The sequence below is a fragment of the Streptomyces sp. NPDC127100 genome (assembly GCF_042724095.1).
In the GTDB taxonomy this organism is placed as follows: Bacteria; Actinomycetota; Actinomycetes; order Streptomycetales; family Streptomycetaceae; genus Streptomyces.
This window is the reverse complement of sequence record NZ_JBHXFL010000001.1, coordinates 54049-72220: the sequence shown is the minus strand read 5'-3', so window position 1 is coordinate 72220 and position 18172 is coordinate 54049. Positions and strand designations below refer to the sequence as shown.

17 protein-coding genes are annotated in these 18172 nt (G+C 71.8%); 8 read left to right on the top strand and 9 right to left on the bottom strand.

All coding sequences use genetic code 11. The features are described from left to right. Nucleotides 1-388: YbjQ family protein (locus tag ACFWJB_RS00325; protein WP_386919265.1), on the bottom strand; the 388-nt coding region annotated here is incomplete at its 3' end. A 132-nt stretch (nt 389-520) separates the two neighbouring features. Here ACFWJB_RS00325 and ACFWJB_RS00320 point away from each other — a divergent pair. Next, entirely contained in the window at nt 521-1525 is a 1005-nt protein-coding gene (locus ACFWJB_RS00320) for a VTT domain-containing protein (RefSeq protein ID WP_385458844.1), read from the top strand. Nucleotides 1526-1585: 60 nt separating this feature from the next. Here ACFWJB_RS00320 and ACFWJB_RS00315 read toward each other — a convergent pair whose 3' ends face one another. Together ACFWJB_RS00315 and ACFWJB_RS00310 are read right to left on the bottom strand one after the other, a co-directional pair. Beyond that, nucleotides 1586-3295 (bottom strand): threonine/serine exporter ThrE family protein, encoded by a 1710-nt coding sequence (locus ACFWJB_RS00315; protein ID WP_385458842.1) that lies wholly within the window; start codon nt 3293-3295, stop codon nt 1586-1588. Nucleotides 3296-3415: 120 nt separating this feature from the next. Next, nucleotides 3416-3907 carry an inorganic diphosphatase gene (locus ACFWJB_RS00310; RefSeq protein WP_007452023.1) on the bottom strand — a complete coding sequence of 164 codons (492 nt, stop codon included), beginning with the start codon at nt 3905-3907 and terminating at the stop codon, nt 3416-3418. Nucleotides 3908-3986: 79 nt separating this feature from the next. Here ACFWJB_RS00310 and dacB point away from each other — a divergent pair, with 79 nt between their 5' ends. The 6 genes from dacB to folE all read left to right on the top strand — a co-directional run bounded on the left by dacB (nt 3987) and on the right by folE (nt 11593). Beyond that, on the top strand, nt 3987-5576 hold the full coding sequence (gene dacB / locus ACFWJB_RS00305) for a D-alanyl-D-alanine carboxypeptidase/D-alanyl-D-alanine-endopeptidase (protein WP_386919262.1): 1590 nt from the start codon (nt 3987-3989) through the stop codon (nt 5574-5576). 77 nt (nt 5577-5653) lie between these two features. Beyond that, nucleotides 5654-6781 carry a zinc-dependent metalloprotease gene (locus ACFWJB_RS00300; RefSeq protein ID WP_385458838.1) on the top strand — a complete coding sequence of 376 codons (1128 nt, stop codon included), beginning with the start codon at nt 5654-5656 and terminating at the stop codon, nt 6779-6781. Nucleotides 6782-6973: 192 nt separating this feature from the next. Beyond that, nucleotides 6974-8020 carry a tRNA lysidine(34) synthetase TilS gene (tilS, locus tag ACFWJB_RS00295; RefSeq protein ID WP_385458836.1) on the top strand — a complete coding sequence of 349 codons (1047 nt, stop codon included), beginning with the start codon at nt 6974-6976 and terminating at the stop codon, nt 8018-8020. Between the two features lie 73 nt (nt 8021-8093). Next, nucleotides 8094-8654, top strand: coding sequence for a hypoxanthine phosphoribosyltransferase (hpt, locus tag ACFWJB_RS00290; RefSeq protein WP_385458927.1), 561 nt, complete (start codon nt 8094-8096; stop codon nt 8652-8654). A 174-nt stretch (nt 8655-8828) separates the two neighbouring features. Next, nucleotides 8829-10868: an ATP-dependent zinc metalloprotease FtsH gene (gene ftsH, locus ACFWJB_RS00285; RefSeq protein WP_385458925.1), complete on the top strand. Its 2040-nt coding sequence runs from the start codon at nt 8829-8831 to the stop codon at nt 10866-10868. Between the two features lie 119 nt (nt 10869-10987). Beyond that, nucleotides 10988-11593 carry a GTP cyclohydrolase I FolE gene (gene folE / locus ACFWJB_RS00280; RefSeq protein ID WP_385458834.1) on the top strand — a complete coding sequence of 202 codons (606 nt, stop codon included), beginning with the start codon at nt 10988-10990 and terminating at the stop codon, nt 11591-11593. A gap of 34 nt (nt 11594-11627) precedes the next feature. On the opposite strand, the gene ACFWJB_RS00275 is transcribed toward folE, so the two are convergent. The 6 genes from ACFWJB_RS00275 to ACFWJB_RS00250 all read right to left on the bottom strand — a co-directional run bounded on the left by ACFWJB_RS00275 (nt 11628) and on the right by ACFWJB_RS00250 (nt 16745). Continuing rightward, the gene (locus tag ACFWJB_RS00275) at nt 11628-12113 is read right to left on the bottom strand and encodes a DUF3180 domain-containing protein (protein ID WP_385458832.1); all 486 of its coding nucleotides are present in this window, start codon (nt 12111-12113) and stop codon (nt 11628-11630) included. Nucleotides 12114-12215: 102 nt separating this feature from the next. Further along, a complete protein-coding gene (gene folK, locus ACFWJB_RS00270) occupies nt 12216-12827 on the bottom strand; it encodes a 2-amino-4-hydroxy-6-hydroxymethyldihydropteridine diphosphokinase (protein WP_385458830.1) in 612 nt (203 codons plus the stop codon). Next, nucleotides 12824-13183, bottom strand: a complete 360-nt coding sequence (gene folB, locus ACFWJB_RS00265; RefSeq protein ID WP_385458828.1) for a dihydroneopterin aldolase — start codon at nt 13181-13183, stop codon at nt 12824-12826. Before folB ends, folK begins: the two co-directional genes overlap by 4 nt. Nucleotides 13184-13420: 237 nt before the next feature. Beyond that, entirely contained in the window at nt 13421-13933 is a 513-nt protein-coding gene (locus ACFWJB_RS00260; protein WP_385458826.1) for a nuclear transport factor 2 family protein, read from the bottom strand. After that, complete coding sequence (gene folP / locus ACFWJB_RS00255) at nt 13930-14790, bottom strand: dihydropteroate synthase (RefSeq protein WP_386919257.1); 861 nt, start codon at nt 14788-14790, stop codon at nt 13930-13932. Before folP ends, ACFWJB_RS00260 begins: the two co-directional genes overlap by 4 nt. 125 nt (nt 14791-14915) lie before the next feature. After that, on the bottom strand, nt 14916-16745 hold the full coding sequence (locus tag ACFWJB_RS00250) for a phosphatidylglycerol lysyltransferase domain-containing protein (protein ID WP_385458822.1): 1830 nt from the start codon (nt 16743-16745) through the stop codon (nt 14916-14918). Nucleotides 16746-16977: 232 nt separating this feature from the next. Here ACFWJB_RS00250 and ACFWJB_RS00245 point away from each other — a divergent pair, with 232 nt between their 5' ends. Then, complete coding sequence (locus tag ACFWJB_RS00245) at nt 16978-18099, top strand: alpha/beta hydrolase (RefSeq protein ID WP_385458820.1); 1122 nt, start codon at nt 16978-16980, stop codon at nt 18097-18099. Nucleotides 18100-18172 lie beyond the last annotated feature (73 nt).

The window sequence follows — 18172 nt, the reverse complement described above, 5'->3', positions numbered from 1 at the left end:
ACGCGTGCGGTCGCGGCCTCCACCCCCCCCCCCCCCCCACGACCGCCGTCCCGTACGCGCACACCTCAGTGCCCACGTCCGCCGCCTCGGTCACGTCGAAGCGGAACGCCAGCACCGCGTTGGCGCCCCGCGCGCGTGCCTGCTCCACGAGCCGCTCCATGGCCTGGTTGCGGGTCTCGACGAGGGTCTTGGTGAGTCCGCGCAGCTCACCGCCGACCAGTGACTTCAGCCCGGCGCCGATCTGGCTCCCCAGGTGCCGGGAGCGTACGGTCAGTCCGAAGACCTCCCCGAGCACCTCCTGCACCCGGTGGCCGGGCAGGTCGTTCGTGGTCACGACGAGTACGTCGGGCTGAGGGCCCTGTCCGCCGCCGTATTCTTCAATGCCCATGGTTCACAGGGTTCCCCGGCCGGGCGCACGGCGCACCTCCGGCGCACAGGTGGAACCCGGACCCCCGCGGCTGCGTTGATACGTTGAGGCAGCCAAGCCCCAGCCCGCCCCCCAGTGCAGGAGCCACATCCCGTGACCACGCTTGCGCTCGGCCCCGAGTGGCTGAGCCCGGACTATCTGATCGAGACCTTCAGCCTGGCCGGCATCCTGCTGATCGTCTTCGCCGAGTCCGGTCTCTTCGCGTTCCTGCCCGGCGACTCGCTGCTGTTCACCGCCGGCCTGTTCGTCGCCCAGGGGCAGTACATCAGCCAGCCCCTGTGGCTGGTGTGCACCCTGATCGTGGCCGCCGCCGTCCTCGGTGACCAAGTCGGCTACATGATCGGCAAGTTCTTCGGCCCCAAGCTCTTCAGCCGGCCGAACTCCAGACTCTTCAAGCAGGAGAACCTGGAGAAGGCCCACGAGTTCATGGAGAAGTACGGTCCCAAGGCGATCGTCCTGGCCCGTTTCGTGCCGATCGTGCGCACCTTCGCCCCCATCGTGGCGGGCGCCGGCCGTATGAAGTACCGCACGTTCCTCACGTACAACGTGATCGGTGGCGTGGCCTGGGGCACGGGCGTCACCCTCGCCGGCTACTGGCTCGGCCAGATCGAGTTCATCCGCACCAACGTCGAGGCCATCCTCGTCCTGATCGTCCTGGTCTCGGTCGTCCCGATCGGCATCGAGTTCCTGCGGGAGCGTGCGAAGAAGAAGCGCGCCGCCGCGGCCGAGCCCCCGGCGGCCCAGCAGCCGCAGCAGCCCCAGCAGCCGCAGTACCCGGTGATGGACGACGCGACGACCCAGCTCCGCCGCGTGGATGCCTACCAGCAGCCGAGGCAGCCGCAGCAGCCCCAGCAGCGGTACGACCAGGGCTACGGCCGGCAGGGCTACGCCGACGAGAACTACGGCAATCAGGGCTACGCCGACCAGGGCTACGGCGACCAGGGCTACAGCAACCAGGGCCACGGCAATCAGGGCTATGGCGACCAGGGCTACGGGAACCAGGGCCACGGCGATCAGCAGCAGCAGCCGTACGCGCAGCAGTACCCGCGCGATCACGGGCAGCAGGGCGGGCAGGGCCCGTACAACCAGGGTTACTGAACGGCCCGAGGGCCGCGGGGAGCCCGTAGGCATCCGGCGCCGGGGCCACCGAACCCGGCGCTAGAAACCCCGCGTCCGCTTCGCGGCCCGCCGGCCGGCGGCGCTCGCCGCCCCCGGCACCTTCAGGAACAGCCGGGAGATCTCCCCACCGAGGTTGACCCCGATGGCGATGGCCATGGCGAGCGCCACCGCCTTCGACAGCGACAGCAGCCCCGCGTCCACCTTGCTCTGCGCGATCGCCAGCAGCCCGAAGTACGTAGCGGAACCGGGCAGCAGCGGCCCGATCGCCGCGGTCGTGTACGGCAGCGCCGACGCGAAGCGGTACCGGGACATCAGCTGCCCGAACAGGCCCACCAGCCCCGCCGCGGCGGCCGTGGAGGCCACCGGGGAGATGTCGCCGACGTTGTGCATGGCGCCGTAGACGCACCAGGCGACACCGCCGTTCAGGGTCACCGCCAGCACGGTCGTCCGTTCCTGCTGGAGCAGGATCGCGAAGGCCAGCGACAGCAGCATCGACGCGAAGATCTGCACGATCGGCTCGTCGCCCGTGCCCAGCGCGGCGTCCGGGTTGAGCTTGGCGCCCAGCTGGACGCCGAAGTACAGCACCACCAGCACCCCGGCGACGATGCTGACGAAGAAGTACATGACCTCCAGCAGACGCGCGGCGGCCGTGATGTAGAAGCCGGTCAGACCGTCCTGCACGCCCGCGACCAGCGCCCGCCCCGGCAGCAGGGCGAACAGGCCACCGGTGATGACCGCGGACGACTTCACGTCGACGTGCGTCAGCGTCAGCGCGATGCCGATCGCGGCGGGCGGCATCGCGGCCACCGCGAACTGGTAGAACTCCGGCAGTCCGCGCCCCGCGCACAGCCACGCCAGCCGGTCGCCGAGCATCGCGCCGAACATCGCCGCGAAGAACACGATCACGTCACCGCCGACCAGCAGCGAGGCCGCACCGGCCAGCGCTCCGCTCGCCGCGGTCAGGACCCACGTCGGGTACGGGTGCCGGTTGCGGCGGATCTCCGCGAGGCGCCGGTAGGCCTCCTCCAGCGAGATGTGCGTGTCCGGGTCGCTGAGGTCGTCCACCAGCTGGAACACGGCCGCGAGCCGCGTGTAGTCGGTACCCCGGCGGCGCACCGTCCGGGACGCCGTCACCGGGTCCTCGACCAGGGACGGCTGGTGGGAGACCGACAGCAGCGTGAAGGTGACGTTCGGCTCGCAGCGGTCCAGGCCGTACGAACGGCAGACCGCGAACATCGCCGCCTCGACGTCCTCGGCGCCCTCACCGCCCGCCAGCAGCAGTTCCCCGATACGCAGCGTCAGGTCGAGCACGCGCGGCACGGCGGGGCCCGTCTCGTCCTCGTGCCGGTGGGTCGTCTCCGGCGCGGGCCGCTCGGCCACCGGCATGCGCAGCATCGCGCGCATCCGGTCCTGCCACGGCACGTCCTTCGTCAGGCCCAGGGCCGGGAAACCACCCGCCGGAGTGAACGCGGCCGGCGTGTTCCACGCGCTGTAGGTGCTCGGCGTGGTGAACGCCGACCCCTCCGCCTCGGCGGACGGCGCCGCGGGCACGTCCAGACCCTCTGGCAGCGAGAACTCCGAGGTCGTCTCGGACTCCGACCCGGTGGCCCGGGCGACGGCCAGCCCCTGCGGGACCTCGAACTCGGACGTCGTCGACGACTCGCCGTCGGCCGCCGCGACCCCTTGGGGCGGCCGGAAGGCGCTGTGCGCCTCGTCCGACTGCGGCTTGCGGTCCTCCGCCTCCGTCACCTGCGCAACGCTCCCTGAGCCTCCGTACGACACCCCCTCCTCTAACCCTCAGTATGCGGGCCCAAACGTGAACGGGCCGCACGCGCTCGCGTGCGGCCCGTTACGGGAGGGGCTCCTGTGTCAGTGGCCGCCCTGGTCCTTGAAGCGCTTGTAGGACCGCTCGATCTCGGCCTCGGCGTCGGTGCGGCCCACCCAGTCGGCGCCCTCGACCGACTTGCCCGGCTCCAGGTCCTTGTAGACCTCGAAGAAGTGCTGGATCTCCAGGCGGTCGAACTCCGACACGTGGTGGATGTCACGCAGGTGCTCCACACGCGGGTCCGTCGACGGCACGCACAGCAGCTTGTCGTCGCCGCCGGCCTCGTCGGTCATGCGGAACATGCCGATCGCGCGGCAGCGGATCAGGCAGCCCGGGAAGGTCGGCTCGTCGAGGATGACCAGCGCGTCCAGCGGGTCGCCGTCCTCGCCGAGGGTGTTCTCGACGAAGCCGTAGTCGGTCGGGTAGGCGGTCGAGGTGAAGAGGCGGCGGTCCAGGCGGATACGACCGGTCTCGTGGTCCACCTCGTACTTGTTCCGCGAACCCTTCGGGATCTCGATCGTGACGTCGAACTCCACCGGACGCTCCTCCATGATCAGCACATAGTTCTGGTGGTTAAGTGTCCCTCACGCAGGTGTGTGATCGCGAAAGGGGCTGGTGGTCGTGCCAGAGCTGAGGCCTTGGCGGGCCGCGAGACCGCACGTGGTGCGGGTCGCGGGCGCCGTACGTCCGCGTCTCGCACGCGCCGCCCGGGCCGCCGGACCGCGTCTGACGCGGCTCGCGCGGGCCACGGCGCCGCAGCTCACCCGCGGGCCGAAGACCTGGCAGTACACCGCCGGCGCCGCCACCGCCGGGCTGGCACTGGCCGCCGGTGTGGTGACCGCCGCCGGCCCCTGGGACTCCACGGGTCAGCGTACGGCCGAGCGGGACCGGGCAGTCGCCCTGGAGCACACGGGTGGCGCAGATCACGGCGGCGGGTCCGCCGGCCCCGGCGCGGCCGCCGGGAAGCCCCGGCCCGCCCCCAGCGCCGCGTCCGTCCTCACCGCCCTCGCCGGCGCCTCCGGCACCGCCCCCGGCGGCGTCCGGGCGGCACCGCGCGGCGAGGCCCTCGCCGGCCTCCTCGGTCCCCTCCTTGACGACCCGGCGCTCGGCACCCGGCGCGGCGCGGCGGTCGTCGACCTCACCACCGGCAAGCGCCTGTACGGCCGCGGCGCCGGCACCGCCCTGACCCCCGCCTCCACCACCAAGATCGCCACCGCGGTCGCCGCGCTCTCCGCCCTCGGCCCCGACCACCGCCTCACCACCCGCACCGCCCTGGAAGGCGACACGGGCGAACTGGTCCTGGTCGGCGGCGGCGACCCCACCCTCACCGCCCGCCCGGACGCCGCGGGCCTCGCCAGCCTGCGCACCCTCGCCGAGCGGACCGCCACGGGCCTGAAGAAGCGCGGCGTGACCAAGGTGACGCTGTCGTACGACACCACGCTCTACGCCGGTGCGGAAATGCACCCGATCGGGGTCAACGAGAACCTCGCCCCCGTCACCGCCCTGATGGCCGACGAGGGCCGCACGGACGACTCCACCAGCGGACCGGCCCCGCGCGCCGCGGACCCGGCGGCGGACGCCGCCCGTGCCTTCGCGGGCTTCCTGGGCGACCACGGCGTCACGGCGTCCGCCCCGGGCCCCTCCAAGGCCACGGACCGCGCCGCCACCCTCGCCACCGTCTCCTCGCCCCCGCTGTCCGCCCTGGTCGAACGGATGCTGACCAACAGCGACAACGACCTCGCCGAGGCCCTGGCCCGCCACACGGCCGTGGCGACCGGGCAGCGAGCCGACTTCGACGGCGTCTCCACCGCCGTCACCGCCCGGCTGAAGGGGCTCGGACTGCCCGTGCGGGGCGCGGTCTTCCACGACGGCAGCGGCCTGGACCGCACCGACCGGATCACCGCCGACCTCCTCACGGCGCTGCTCGCCGAGGCGGCCGACCCCGCCCGGCCCGAGCTCCGGCCGGTCCTCACCGGCCTCCCCGTCGCCGGCTTCACCGGCACGCTGAGCGGCCGGTACGCGGACGGCGCGGCCGGTCTCGTCCGCGCCAAGACCGGCACCCTGACGGGGGTGAACACCCTCGCCGGCACCGTGGTCACCCCCGACGGCCGTCTGCTGGCCTTCGCCTTCCTGACCAGCGACACGTCGGACGCGCAGGCCGCCCAGACCGCCCTGGACCACGCGGCGACCGTCCTCGTGTCGTAGCCGCGGGCAGCCGGGGCCCCCACTCCACCGCCCCGCACAGCCTGCCCCCGACGGCGGCGCTCACGTACCGTTGAGGGATGACGAGCATCGGCGCATCTTCCGGCATGGTCGACTGGAATCTCGCGGTGGCGACCGCGACCCGGCTCGTGCGGCCGGGCCCCGAGGTGAGTCGCGACGAGGCGCGGGCCGTCGTCGCGGAACTCCGCCGCCACGCCAAGGCCTCGGAGGAACACGTCCGGGGCTTCACTCGTCTGGCGACCGACGAGGTCCACGACACCCCGGTCCTCGTCGTCGACCGCCCCGGCTGGGTCCGGGCGAACGTCGCCGGGTTCCGGGAGATCCTCAAGCCCCTGCTCGAGAAGATGGAGGAGCGCCGCGGCGGCTCCCCCGGCAGCGCGGTCCTCGGCGCCGTCGGCGGCAAGGTCACCGGCGTGGAGCTGGGCATGCTCCTGTCGTTCCTGTCGTCCCGGGTCCTCGGCCAGTACGAGACCTTCGCCCCGGCCACCCGTGAGCTCCCCGCCGGTGCCGACGGAGGCGGCCGGCTGCTGCTCGTCGCGCCGAACATCGTCCACGTCGAGCGCGAACTCGACGTCGAACCCCACGACTTCCGCCTGTGGGTGTGCCTGCACGAGGAGACGCACCGCACGCAGTTCACCGCCGTGCCGTGGCTGCGCGACCACCTCGAGGGCGAAATCCAGTCGTTCCTCGCCGAGACCGACGTCGACCCCATGACCGTGCTGGAGCGTGTCCGCGAGGCCGCCCAGACGCTCGCCGGTGGACGCCCCGAGGGCGAGGAGGACGACGGCGGCCGGTCGCTCGTCGAGCTGGTGCAGACACCCGCCCAGCGGGAGGTCCTCGGCCGTCTCACCGCCGTGATGTCGCTGCTGGAGGGCCACGCGGACTTCGTGATGGACGGGGTCGGCCCGGCGGTCGTGCCGAGCGTCGCGGAGATCCGCGAGAAGTTCCAGCAGCGCCGCGCCAAGGGCGCCTCCCGCCTCGACATGGCCCTGCGCAAGCTGCTCGGCCTGGACGCCAAGCTCCGCCAGTACCGTGACGGCGAACGCTTCGTACGGGCCGTCGTCGACGAGTGCGGCGTGGACGGCTTCAACCGCGTGTGGACCTCGCCCAACACGCTCCCCACCAAGGCGGAGATCGCCAAACCGGCGGACTGGATCGCGCGGGTGCACCGCACGCCGGAGTCGTGAGCCCCGCGGGCGGATCGTTGTACGAATCCGGCCGACGGCAGGCGAACGCCCCTTCAATCACCCGTCCGAGGGACCGTGAGCCTTCGGCAGGCGTGCGATGCTCGGGGAACGGCCCGTTTCTGTCACCATCTACACACTCTGCGTGACCGAACCTCGGGCTCACCCCCGAAAACTTCATGAAGGGCACCGGACATGGGTCCCCATCCTGCGGTCGCGGCGATACGCCTGGCGGTCCGCCGCGTCCTCCACGACATCCTGACCGAACTGAACACCACGGCAGGCGTCCCCGCCGGGACGGCCGCCGAGCGCGCGCCCGACCGTCCGCCGGCGCCGCTCGTGCTCGTGGCGTGCTCCGGCGGCGCCGACTCGATGGCGCTCGCCTCCGCCCTCGCCTTCGAGGCCCCCCGGCTCGGCATCCGCGCCGGCGGCGTCACCGTCGACCACGGCCTGCAGACCGGCTCCGACCTGCGCGCCGAGGAAGTCGTCCTGCGGCTGCGCGAGCTCGGCCTCGACCCGGTCGAGGCGACCGCCGTGACCGTCGGCCGGGAGGGAGGGCCCGAGGCCGCCGCCCGCGACGCCCGCTACGCCGCCCTGGACGCCGCGGCCGCCCGTCACGGGGCCGCCGCCGTCCTGCTCGGCCACACCCGCGACGACCAGGCCGAGACCGTCCTGCTGGGCCTCGCCCGCGGCTCCGGCATCCGCTCCCTGTCGGGCATGGCCGCGGTCTCGGGGGCCGGCGGCCGTTACCGGCGCCCCTTCCTCCAGGTCGACCGGCAGACCGCCCGCAAGGCCTGCATGGTCCAGTCCCTGCCCGTCTGGGACGACCCGCACAACGCCGACCCCGCGTACACCCGCTCCCGGCTGCGCCACGAAGGCCTGCCCGCCCTGGAGAAGGCCCTCGGCAAGGGCGTCGTGGAGGCCCTCGCCCGTACGGCCCAGCTCTCCCGGGACGACGCCGACGCCCTCGACACCTGGGCCCGCCAGGCCGAGGCCGGCGTCCGCGACGCCACCGGCGTCCTGGAGTGCGCCAAGCTCTACGCCCTGCCGCCCGCCGTGCGCCGCAGGATCCTGCGCCGGGCCGCCATCGAGGCCGGCGCCCCGGCCGGTGCGCTGTTCGCCCGCCACATCGAGGAAGTCGACCGGCTGATCACCGGCTGGCGCGGTCAGGGAGCCATCAACCTCCCCGGCAAAGTCGTCGCCCGGCGTCAGGGTGGCAGACTGGTGATTCGGCAAGGCTGAATCCGGAAGCTCCCACCGACCCGACCGGGGTCACCGGGGTGATCCGGAGTGGCCGGTGGGACGACCGAAAGTGATGCGGGTGGACGCGAACGACATGGGTGCCGACCTCGAGAAGGTACTCATCACCAAGGAAGAGATCGACGCGAAGCTGGCCGAGCTGGCCGCGAAGATCGACGCGGAGTACGAGGGCAAGGACCTGCTGATCGTCGGTGTCCTCAAGGGCGCCGTGATGGTCATGGCCGACCTCGCCCGGTCGCTGTCCACCCCCGTCACCATGGACTGGATGGCGGTGTCCTCGTACGGCGCGGGCACCCAGTCCTCCGGCGTGGTGCGGATCCTCAAGGACCTCGACACCGACATCAAGGGCAGGCACGTCCTGATCGTCGAGGACATCATCGACTCCGGCCTGACCCTGTCCTGGCTGATCTCCAACCTCGGCTCGCGCGAGCCCGCCTCCCTCAAGGTGTGCACGCTGCTGCGCAAGCCCGACGCCGCCAAGGTCGCCATCGACGTGCAGTGGGTCGGTTTCGACATCCCCAACGAGTTCGTCGTCGGCTACGGGCTGGACTACGCCGAGAAGTACCGGAATCTGCCGTTCGTCGGTACGCTCGCGCCTCACGTCTACGGTGGCTAGCACAGCCTCGTAGGGCGGAACGGGAACCCCGGCGGCCCCCGCGGCGTTGGAGCATGCAGACGGGACGTCGACCGTCCTGTGCGGCTTCGGGCCACCAGGCTGGGGTACCGTCAGAAGAACTGTCTTATCAAACTCACTATGGCAGGAGGGACGGGGCGGCACCGCTCCGTGTGGATGGACGTGAAGCGATACTTCCGTGGGCCGGTCATGTGGATCGTGCTGGCCGTCCTTGCCGTGGTCGTGTTGATGCAGGTCGTCGGCTCGTCCGGCGGCTACAAGACGGTGGACACCGGCCAGGTCGTCCAGGCGATCAACAACAACAAGGTCGAGTCGGCCAAGCTCACCACCGGTGACGAGCAGACCATCAAGGTCCAGCTCAAGGACGGCGAGAAGATCAAGGGCAGCTCGAAGATCCAGGCGAGCTACATCGGCGACCAGGGCGTGACCATCGCCGGCACCCTGCAGAACAAGTACCAGGACAAGCAGATCCCCGACGGCTACACCGTGTCGCCGTCCAAGCAGAACGCGTTCGTCGGCATCCTGCTCTCCCTGCTGCCGTTCGTCCTGATCGTGGTCGTCTTCCTGTTCCTGATGAATCAGATGCAGGGCGGCGGCTCCCGGGTCATGAACTTCGGCAAGTCCAAGGCGAAGCTCATCACCAAGGACACCCCGAAGACGACGTTCTCCGACGTCGCCGGGTCGGACGAGGCCGTCGAGGAGCTCCACGAGATCAAGGAGTTCCTCCAGGAGCCGGCGAAGTTCCAGGCCGTGGGCGCCAAGATCCCCAAGGGCGTGCTGCTGTACGGCCCGCCCGGCACCGGCAAGACCCTGCTCGCGCGTGCCGTCGCGGGCGAGGCGGGCGTGCCGTTCTACTCGATCTCGGGTTCCGACTTCGTCGAGATGTTCGTCGGTGTCGGTGCCTCCCGGGTCCGTGACCTGTTCGAGCAGGCCAAGGCGAACGCGCCGGCCATCGTCTTCGTCGACGAGATCGACGCGGTCGGCCGCCACCGCGGCGCCGGCCTGGGTGGCGGTCACGACGAGCGCGAGCAGACGCTGAACCAACTGCTCGTCGAGATGGACGGCTTCGACGTCAAGGGCGGCGTGATCCTCATCGCCGCGACGAACCGGCCCGACATCCTCGACCCGGCGCTGCTGCGCCCGGGCCGTTTCGACCGGCAGATCGCCGTCGACCGGCCGGACATGCAGGGCCGTCTGGAGATCCTCAAGGTCCACCAGAAGGGCAAGCCGGTCGCGCCGGACGTCGACCTGTCGGCCGTCGCCCGCCGCACCCCCGGCATGACCGGTGCCGATCTGGCCAACGTGCTGAACGAGGCCGCCCTGCTGACGGCCCGCAGCGACCAGAAGCTGATCGACAACCACATGCTGGACGAGGCGATCGACCGTGTGGTCGCGGGCCCGCAGAAGCGGACCCGGATCATGTCGGACAAGGAGAAGAAGATCACCGCGTACCACGAGGGCGGTCACGCCCTGGTCGCGGCGGCCTCACCGAACTCCGACCCGGTCCACAAGATCACGATCCTCTCCCGCGGCCGTGCCCTCGGTTACACGATGGTGCTCCCGGATGAGGACAAGTACTCGACCACGCGCAACGAGATGCTCGACCAGCTCGCCTACATGCTGGGCGGCCGCGCGGCCGAGGAACTGGTCTTCCACGACCCGACGACCGGTGCCGCCAACGACATCGAGAAGGCCACCAGTGTGGCCCGCGCGATGGTCACGCAGTACGGCATGACCGAGCGTCTCGGTGCGATCAAGTTCGGCGGTGACAACACCGAGCCCTTCCTCGGCCGTGAGATGGCGCACCAGCGCGACTACTCGGAAGAGGTCGCCGCGCTGGTCGACGAAGAGGTCAAGAAGCTCATCGAGACGGCGCACAACGAGGCCTGGGAGATCCTGGTCGAGAACCGCGACGTCCTCGACAACCTCGTCCTCGCCCTGCTCGAGAAGGAGACGCTCGGCAAGGAGGAGATCGCCGAGATCTTCGCGACGATCGTCAAGCGCCCGCCCCGGCCCGCCTGGACCGGTTCCTCCCGCCGCACCCCCTCGACCCGCCCGCCGGTGCTCTCCCCCAAGGAGCTCGCGTTGACCAACGGGGCGAACGGTGCGACGGCGGCGATCTCCACCGCCAAGAGCACCACGGCGGAGCCCGCCCCGGCACCCGAGAGGGCCCCGGAGGACCGCCCGGAGAGCTGATCACGGCCTCCCCGCGACCGATCAGGGTCGGAATGTAAGCCGCGCCCCCCAGGTTCTAGCCTTGGGGGGCGCGGCATTTCCGTATGCCGGCATGCGAGAAGACAGGAACGAGGCACCAGATGACCGACCCCGTGACGCTGGACGGCCAGGACCCGATCGGTGAGTTCGACGAGAAGCGGGCCGAGAACGCCGTGCGCGAACTGCTGATCGCGGTCGGCGAGGACCCGGACCGGGAGGGCCTGCGGGAGACGCCGGCGCGGGTGGCGCGGGCGTACAGGGAGATATTCGCGGGACTGTGGCAGGAGCCCGAGGACGTCCTGACGACCACCTTCGACCTCGGTCACGACGAGATGGTCCTGGTGAAGGACATCGAGGTGTTCAGCACGTGTGAGCACCACCTGGTGCCGTTCCGGGGTGTCGCCCACGTCGGGTACATCCCGTCCACCAGCGGGAAGATCACCGGACTGTCCAAGCTCGCCCGCCTCGTGGACGTCTACGCCCGCCGGCCGCAGGTGCAGGAACGTCTCACCACGCAGGTCGCGGACTCCCTCATGGACATCCTGGAGCCGCGCGGCGTGATCGTCGTCATCGAGTGCGAGCACATGTGCATGTCGATGCGCGGCATCCGCAAGCCCGGCGCGAAGACCATCACCTCGGCGGTGCGCGGTCAGCTTCGGGACTCCGCCACCCGCAACGAGGCGATGAGCCTGATCATGGCGCGCTGACACGGCGCGCCGGTCCGGCCGGGGCCGCGGCGGATCAGGTCGTCGGGGCCGCGCCCGAGTTGTCGTCGTCGTCCTCCGGGAGCTTGCAGACCCGCTCGAGGAACATGGCGGACGCTATGACGCCGATGCCGGTGAGGACCGAGAAGCCGGCGTAGATGGCCTGGTCGCGGCGGGCGGGGATGTCGAGGTACTCCAGGAGGAAGACGCCCGTGCCGCCGTACATGCCGGCGACCAGGGCGGCCACGAGGGCGCTGGCCTGGCCGAAGACGACCGCACGGGCCGCCATCAGCGGGTCGACGCCCTTGGCGCCGGGGACGCGGTCGCGCTGGGCCTTCAGCCGGGCGCGGATCGAGAGCGCCGTGGCCAGCAGGATCACGGCGATCACCGCGAGCACGATGGGGGCGGCGAGGGGGACGCTCGGGAGGGTCCCGATCGAGTTCCACAGGCGGGCGCCCGCCCAGGACAGGACCCCGGCGACGACGAACACGCCGGCCAGCATCCTGATGCGCAACTCTTTCACGGTGCCCCTTCGCTCCCCCGGATGTCCGGCTCATGCGCCGGCCGCCGCACGCCCGGACGTCGGGCGTCCGGCGGCGGACTTCGGTCGTCTCGACCTTAACGACTACTCGGGCAGGTGGAGTTCCAGGTCGGCGCGGGGCGCGACGCCCTCGCGCGTCACCGCGTCCAGCAGACCGGCGACCGGGCCGTGGCCGGGCAGCTGGGCCTCGGGGTCCACGTCGTGCCACGGGGCGAGGACGAAGGCGCGCTGGTGGGCACGCGGGTGGGGCAGGGTGAGGTGCGGGTCGTCGGAGACGACGTCGGCGTAGGCGACGATGTCGACGTCGAGGGTGCGCGGGCCCCAGCGCTCGTCCCGCACGCGGTGGAAGGCCTCCTCGACGGCGTGCGCCCGCTCCAGGAGCGAGGACGGCGGCAGGGTGGTCTTCAGGACCACGACCGCGTTGAAGTACGACGGCTGGGTCCCGGGCTCGACGCCCCACGGCTCGGTCTCGTACACCGGCGAGACGCCCTTGATCCGCACGCCCGGGGTCTCCTCCAGGGCGTCGATGGCGCCCTGGAGGGTCTCCAGGCGGTTGCCGAGGTTCGCGCCGAGCGCGATCACGGCGCGCTTGGGGTTGGACAGCGTGCTGTCGGCGGCGTCCACCCTCTCGACGACGGAGGCGGGCACCGGCTGGACGGTCGGGTCGCTGGGACCGTCGGTGAAGGGGACACTCATACACGGCTCCGGATGATGGTGACGGTCACGTCGTCGAAGGGCACCGTGATCGGCGCGTCCGGCTTGTGGACGCAGACCTCGACCTCCTCGACCCGTTCGTGCTTCAGGCAGACCTGGGCGATGCGCTCGGCGAGCGTCTCGACCAGGTCGACGGGCTCGCCCTCGACGACGGCCACGACCTCCTCGGCCACGATGCCGTAGTGCACGGTCTTCGCCAGGTCGTCGTCGGCCGCGGCCGGCCGGGTGTCCAGGCCCAGGACGATGTCCACGAGGAAGGTCTGGCCCTCCTCGCGTTCCTTGGGGAACACACCGTGGTGCCCGCGGGCCTTCAGGCCGCGCAGCGCGACACGATCCACACGAATCACTCCTGCAGTCGTCGGTCAGGGCCGGTGCGCACCACGTGCGGGCGGTGCGCCGGCCACAGTCGAATCTACCCGCGGGCACCGACAGTCCCGGGCCGCGGGTGGCGCGGGTCCGGGCGGAAGCGCGGAGCCTTCACCGTGCCTTTGCCCTGGCGGACCCGGTGGATCACGGGTTGGTAGCCGCCCATACCCGGCGGTCCGTGATTCCAACCACTTCTTGCTCCCGGCGGCTCAGGGGGCCGTGTCCTCGGTGTCCGCGCCGCCCTCGTCCTCGCTCTCCGCGAGGACGGGCGAGGCGTGGTGCGACCAGAGCTTCCAGCCCGAGGGCGTGCGCCGGTAGGCGTTGGTGGCGACCACGAGCTGGCCGACGAGCGGTCCGAGCTCGTCGTCGCCCTGGGGGGCGGGGCCGCCGCTGAGGATGTTCTCGGTGCAGGTCACCAGGGCGGTGTCGCCGGTGACGGAGACGTGCACGTCGGTGAGGAAGAACTGGATGTAGTCGGTGTTCGCCATGATCAGCGCGTACGAGCGCAGGACCTCGCCGCGGCCGGTGAGCACCGGCCAGCCGGGGTGCACGCAGGAGACCACACCGGCGTCCGCCGGGTCGTGGTAGGTCTCGTCGATGCCGAGGTCGGACGGGGTGAGCCAGAGCTCGGACACCTTCTCGAAGTCGCCCTGCTCGAGGGCCTCGTAGAAGGCGGTGTTGGTGGCCTCGACCTGTTCGACGTCGAGGTGCGGGGCGTTCACCGCGCTCCTTCGACCGCGCGTGCGACGCGTACCGCGTCCGCCGTCGCGCGCACCTCGTGGACGCGCACGGCCCACGCCCCGGCGTGCGCCGCGAGCGCGGAGACGGCGGCGGTGGCGGCGTCGCGCTCGCGCGCGGGCGGCGGGGCGGCCTGCGGGCCGGCGAGGACGCGGCCGAGGAAGCGCTTGCGGGAGGCGGCGACGAGCAGCGGGTGGCCGAGGGCGAGCAGCCGGTCCAGGTGGGCGAGGAGGACGAGGTCGTGCTCGGCGTCCTTGGAGAACCCGAGGCCGGGGTCGACGACGACGCGGTCGGCGGCGATGCCGCCCTCCAGGACGGCCTCCACGCGCGCGTGCAGCTCGCCGGCGACCTCCGTGACGACGTCGGCGTAGGTGCCGCGGACGTTGCCGCCCTCCAGGAAGCCGCGCCAGTGCATGACGACGAAGGGGGCGTCGGCGTCGGCCACGACGGGGATCATGCGGGGGTCGGCGAGGCCGCCGCTGACGTCGTTGACGAGGGCGGCGCCGGCGGCGAGGGCCTGTTCGGCGACCGAGGCGCGCATCGTGTCGACGGAGATCGTGACGCCCTCGGAGGCCAGGCCGCGCACGACCGGGACGACCCGGCGGAGTTCCTCGTCCTCGTCGACGCGGGTCGCCCCGGGGCGAGTGGACTCGCCGCCCACGTCCACGAGGTCGGCGCCCTCGGCGACGAGGTCGAGGCCGTGCTTGATGGCGGCCGTGGTGTCGAAGAAGCGGCCGCCGTCGGAGAAGGAGTCGGGGGTCACGTTGACGACCCCCATGACCGCACAGCGGTCCCATGCGGTCAGTCCCGCCAGGTGGCGGCGGCCGGTCTGCTTGCTCATGTGTTCAGCGTAGGCCCCGCGAGCGGATGCCTCCGGCGGCGGTGGGGGGTGCCTGCGGCGGCCCGTGCGGCTTCGTGGCCGTGCCGCCGCGGGCAGTCGGACCGCGGGGCCCCGGCGGCCCGGCGTCACGCCGTCCGGGCCTCCCGGTCCGGGAGGCCGTGCACGCACGGGCGCCGTGCGCCCGCGCGGCGGCGCAGGAAGCGGGGGAGCGGTGGCGTGAGGGTGACGAAGCCCTCCGCCTGCATGGCGGCGAAGCCGATGCGGGGCAGGTCGGCGGAGGCGCGGTAGACGACGAAGCGGGGCTCCCAGCGCGGCTTGAACTTCGCGTTGAACTTGTACAGCGACTCGATCTGGAACCAGCGCGAGAGGAACACCAGCAGTCCGCGCCACGCCCGCAGCACCGGCCCGGCGCCGATCTTCTCGCCGCGCGCGAGCGCCGCGCGGAACATGGCGAAGTTCAGGGAGACCCGCGCGATGCCCAGCTTCGGGGCGGCCTGGAGCGCGGCCACGATCAGCAGTTCGTTCATGCCCGGGTCGGCCGAGCGGTCGCGGCGCATCAGGTCCAGGGAGACCCCGTCGGTGCCCCACGGCACGAAGTGCAGGATCGCCTTGAGGTCGCCGTACTCGCCGGGCTCCGTGTCCTGCTTGTGCGCGGTGGCTATCAGGCAGTCCCCGTCGGCGGGGTCGCCGATGCGGCCCAGCGCCATGGAGAAGCCGCGCTCGGTGTCGGTGCCCCGCCAGTCGTCGGCGGCGCGGCGCACCCGGTCCAGCTCGGCCTCGCCGAGGTCAGCCACGCGCCGTACCCGGGTCTCGTAACCGGCGCGCTCGATGCGCTTGACCATCTGGCGCACGTTGCGCATCGCGCGGCCGGTGAGGGCGAAATCCGCGACGTCCACCACCGCCTCGTCGCCCAGTTCGAGGGCGTCGAGCCCCGTCTCGCGGGTCCACACCTCGCCGCCGGTCTCGGAGCAGCCCATGACGGCGGGCGTCCAGGAGTGGGCACGCGCCTCGTCCATGAAGCGCTCGATGGCGCCCGGCCAGGCCTCGACGTCGCCGATCGGGTCGCCGCTCGCGAGCATCACGCCGGAGACCACGCGGTAGGTGACGGCGGCCTTGCCGCTGGGGGAGAAGACGACGGCCTTGTCGCGGCGCAGGGCGAAGTGACCGAGGGAGTCGCGGCTGCCGTGCTTGGCCAGCAGGGCGCGCAGGCGCGTCTCGTCGTCCTCCGTCAGTCGCGCGGCCGGGTGTTCGGGACGGAAGGCCAGGTAGATGGTGGTGACGGCGGTGAGCAGGCCGAGGGCGCCGAGGGAGAAGGCCACCGTCCAGGAGGTGTTGCCCCGGTAGTCGACCGGCCCCTCGAAGCCGAACAGCCCGTACAGCACATGGGCGATGCGGTCGGCCAGACTCGGGTCGCCGACCATGCGGTGCGGGTGGACACTGACGATGACCAGGCCGAGAGCGAGGGAACCGGCGCCCATGAGGACGAAGTTGGCGAGCGCCTTCCAGCGGCTGCGGGGGTCGGGCAGTGCCGCGAACTGGTCGCGGTGGCGCAGCAGCGGAGCGAGCAGGACCAGGGAGATGAGCACACCGGCGAGGGAATGTCGGTAGGTGAACTGCGCGGCGGCGCCCAGCGGCAGCAGGGCCACGGCGGCCCGCCAGGCCCGGCGCTTGCGGCGCTTCAGCCCGTGCGCGAGAAGCAGGAGCAGGACGCCCGCGCTGAGCGAGAGCGCCGCGGCGAACGGGCCGAACGCGCCGGGCAGCACCTCGGCGAACGCGTGCATGCGGCTGTGCCGGAAGCGGGGGAAGACGCCCGCGGCGATGTTCAGCAGGCCGACCAGCGTGCAGGCCCTGCCGACGAGGACGGGCACGGCCTCCGGGCGCGGACCGCGCAGCACCCGGCCCACGCGCGTGGGGACGGCGGCCTTGGGCGCGATTCTCGGAACCGCACCCGACATTTCCTCATCTGTGCTGACAGACATCGCACCCGTAGTTCTGCGAGAGACCGTGGATCCGGGCCCGTTTCGGGCATCCGGCGACATTGCGCCCTCTAGGACGGTGTCTTGAGGGGAGAGGTTCACTCCCCTTCTCAAAGCCCCTTCAAAGGCCGGGGAAAGTTACGGGACAACCCCTCGCGAACCCGACGGGGGGCCGGGCAACCCGCGGGAAAGCGTAGGCAGGTAGCGAGGCATGGGTCTGACAAGCAACAAGGTGCTGGCACTGGCGGTTGTGTCCGGCGTGCTGCTGTTCGCCGGCACGGTGTGGCTGTGGCCGCGCCTGGCACGGCGGGGCTGGCGTGCCGTCCTGGGCCGGATAGGCCTGCTGTTCGCCACCCAGCTGGCGGTCTTCGCCGCGGTCGGCCTCGCCGCCAACCAGTCCTTCGGTTTCTACGCGAGCTGGGCCGACCTGTTCGGGCGGGAGACCGGCCAGGGCGTGGTGGTCGACCACTCGGCAGGCGCGCGCGGGCCGCTCCAGGTGGTCGGCACGGGGCGGGTGACACGGGCGGGCGGGGCCCGGCCGGAGATCGGCGGCCAGATCCAGCACGTCCGGATCGTCGGCCGTACGACGCACATCGCGACGCCCGCCGAGGTGTACCTGCCCCCCGAGTACTTCCAGCCTCGGTACCGCACCCGTACGTTCCCCGCGACCGTCGTCCTGACCGGCTACCCGGGGACGACCGAGGCGCTGGTGAGCAAGCTCCACTACCCGCGCACGGCGCGGGACCTGGCCGAGGAGGGCCGCATGCAGCCGATGGTGCTGGTGATGCTGCGGCCCACGGTGGCACCGCCGCGCGACACGGAGTGCGTGGACGTGCCGGGCGGCCCGCAGACGGAGTCGTTCTTCGCCAGGGACCTTCCCGAGGCCGTCCTCGCCCACTACCGGGTGGGCCGGGAACCGGGCAGCTGGGGCATCGTCGGCAACTCGACCGGGGGGTACTGCGCGCTGAAGCTCGCCCTGCACCATCCCCGCGTCTACGCCGCCGGAGTCGGCCTGTCGGCGTACTACGACGCCCCGAGCGACCCGACGACCGGCGATCTGTTCCAGGGCAACAAGGAACTGCGGAACCGGGCCGATCTCTGGTGGTACGTCAAGCACATGCCCGCGCCCGCCACTTCGCTGCTCGTCACCAGCAGCAGGTCCGGCGAGACGAACTACAAGGACACGCTGAAGTTCATAGAGCGGGTGAAGGAGAAGAAGCCGACCCGGATCTCGTCGATCATCCTCGAAAGGGGCGGGCACAACTTCAATACCTGGCGGCGCGAGATCCCGGCGGCGCTGCAGTGGATCGGCGGGCGGCTGGACGCCCGCTGACGCGGGGCCGCCGGGCGCCGCGCGGATTTTCCTCGAAATGATCTTGAGTTAATTCGGCGACGGCGGGCAAGTG

Coding starts and splice junctions, on each gene's coding strand:
- ACFWJB_RS00300 (WP_385458838.1), top strand. CDS start 5,654: ATGACGAGCATCGGCGCATCTTCCGGCATGGTCGACTGGAATCTCGCG.
- hpt (WP_385458927.1), top strand. CDS start 8,094: ATGCGGGTGGACGCGAACGACATGGGTGCCGACCTCGAGAAGGTACTC.
- ftsH (WP_385458925.1), top strand. CDS start 8,829: ATGGACGTGAAGCGATACTTCCGTGGGCCGGTCATGTGGATCGTGCTG.
- ACFWJB_RS00245 (WP_385458820.1), top strand. CDS start 16,978: ATGGGTCTGACAAGCAACAAGGTGCTGGCACTGGCGGTTGTGTCCGGC.
- tilS (WP_385458836.1), top strand. CDS start 6,974: ATGGGTCCCCATCCTGCGGTCGCGGCGATACGCCTGGCGGTCCGCCGC.
- folE (WP_385458834.1), top strand. CDS start 10,988: ATGACCGACCCCGTGACGCTGGACGGCCAGGACCCGATCGGTGAGTTC.
- folK (WP_385458830.1), bottom strand. CDS start 12,827: ATGAGTGTCCCCTTCACCGACGGTCCCAGCGACCCGACCGTCCAGCCG.
- folP (WP_386919257.1), bottom strand. CDS start 14,790: ATGAGCAAGCAGACCGGCCGCCGCCACCTGGCGGGACTGACCGCATGG.
- ACFWJB_RS00250 (WP_385458822.1), bottom strand. CDS start 16,745: ATGTCGGGTGCGGTTCCGAGAATCGCGCCCAAGGCCGCCGTCCCCACG.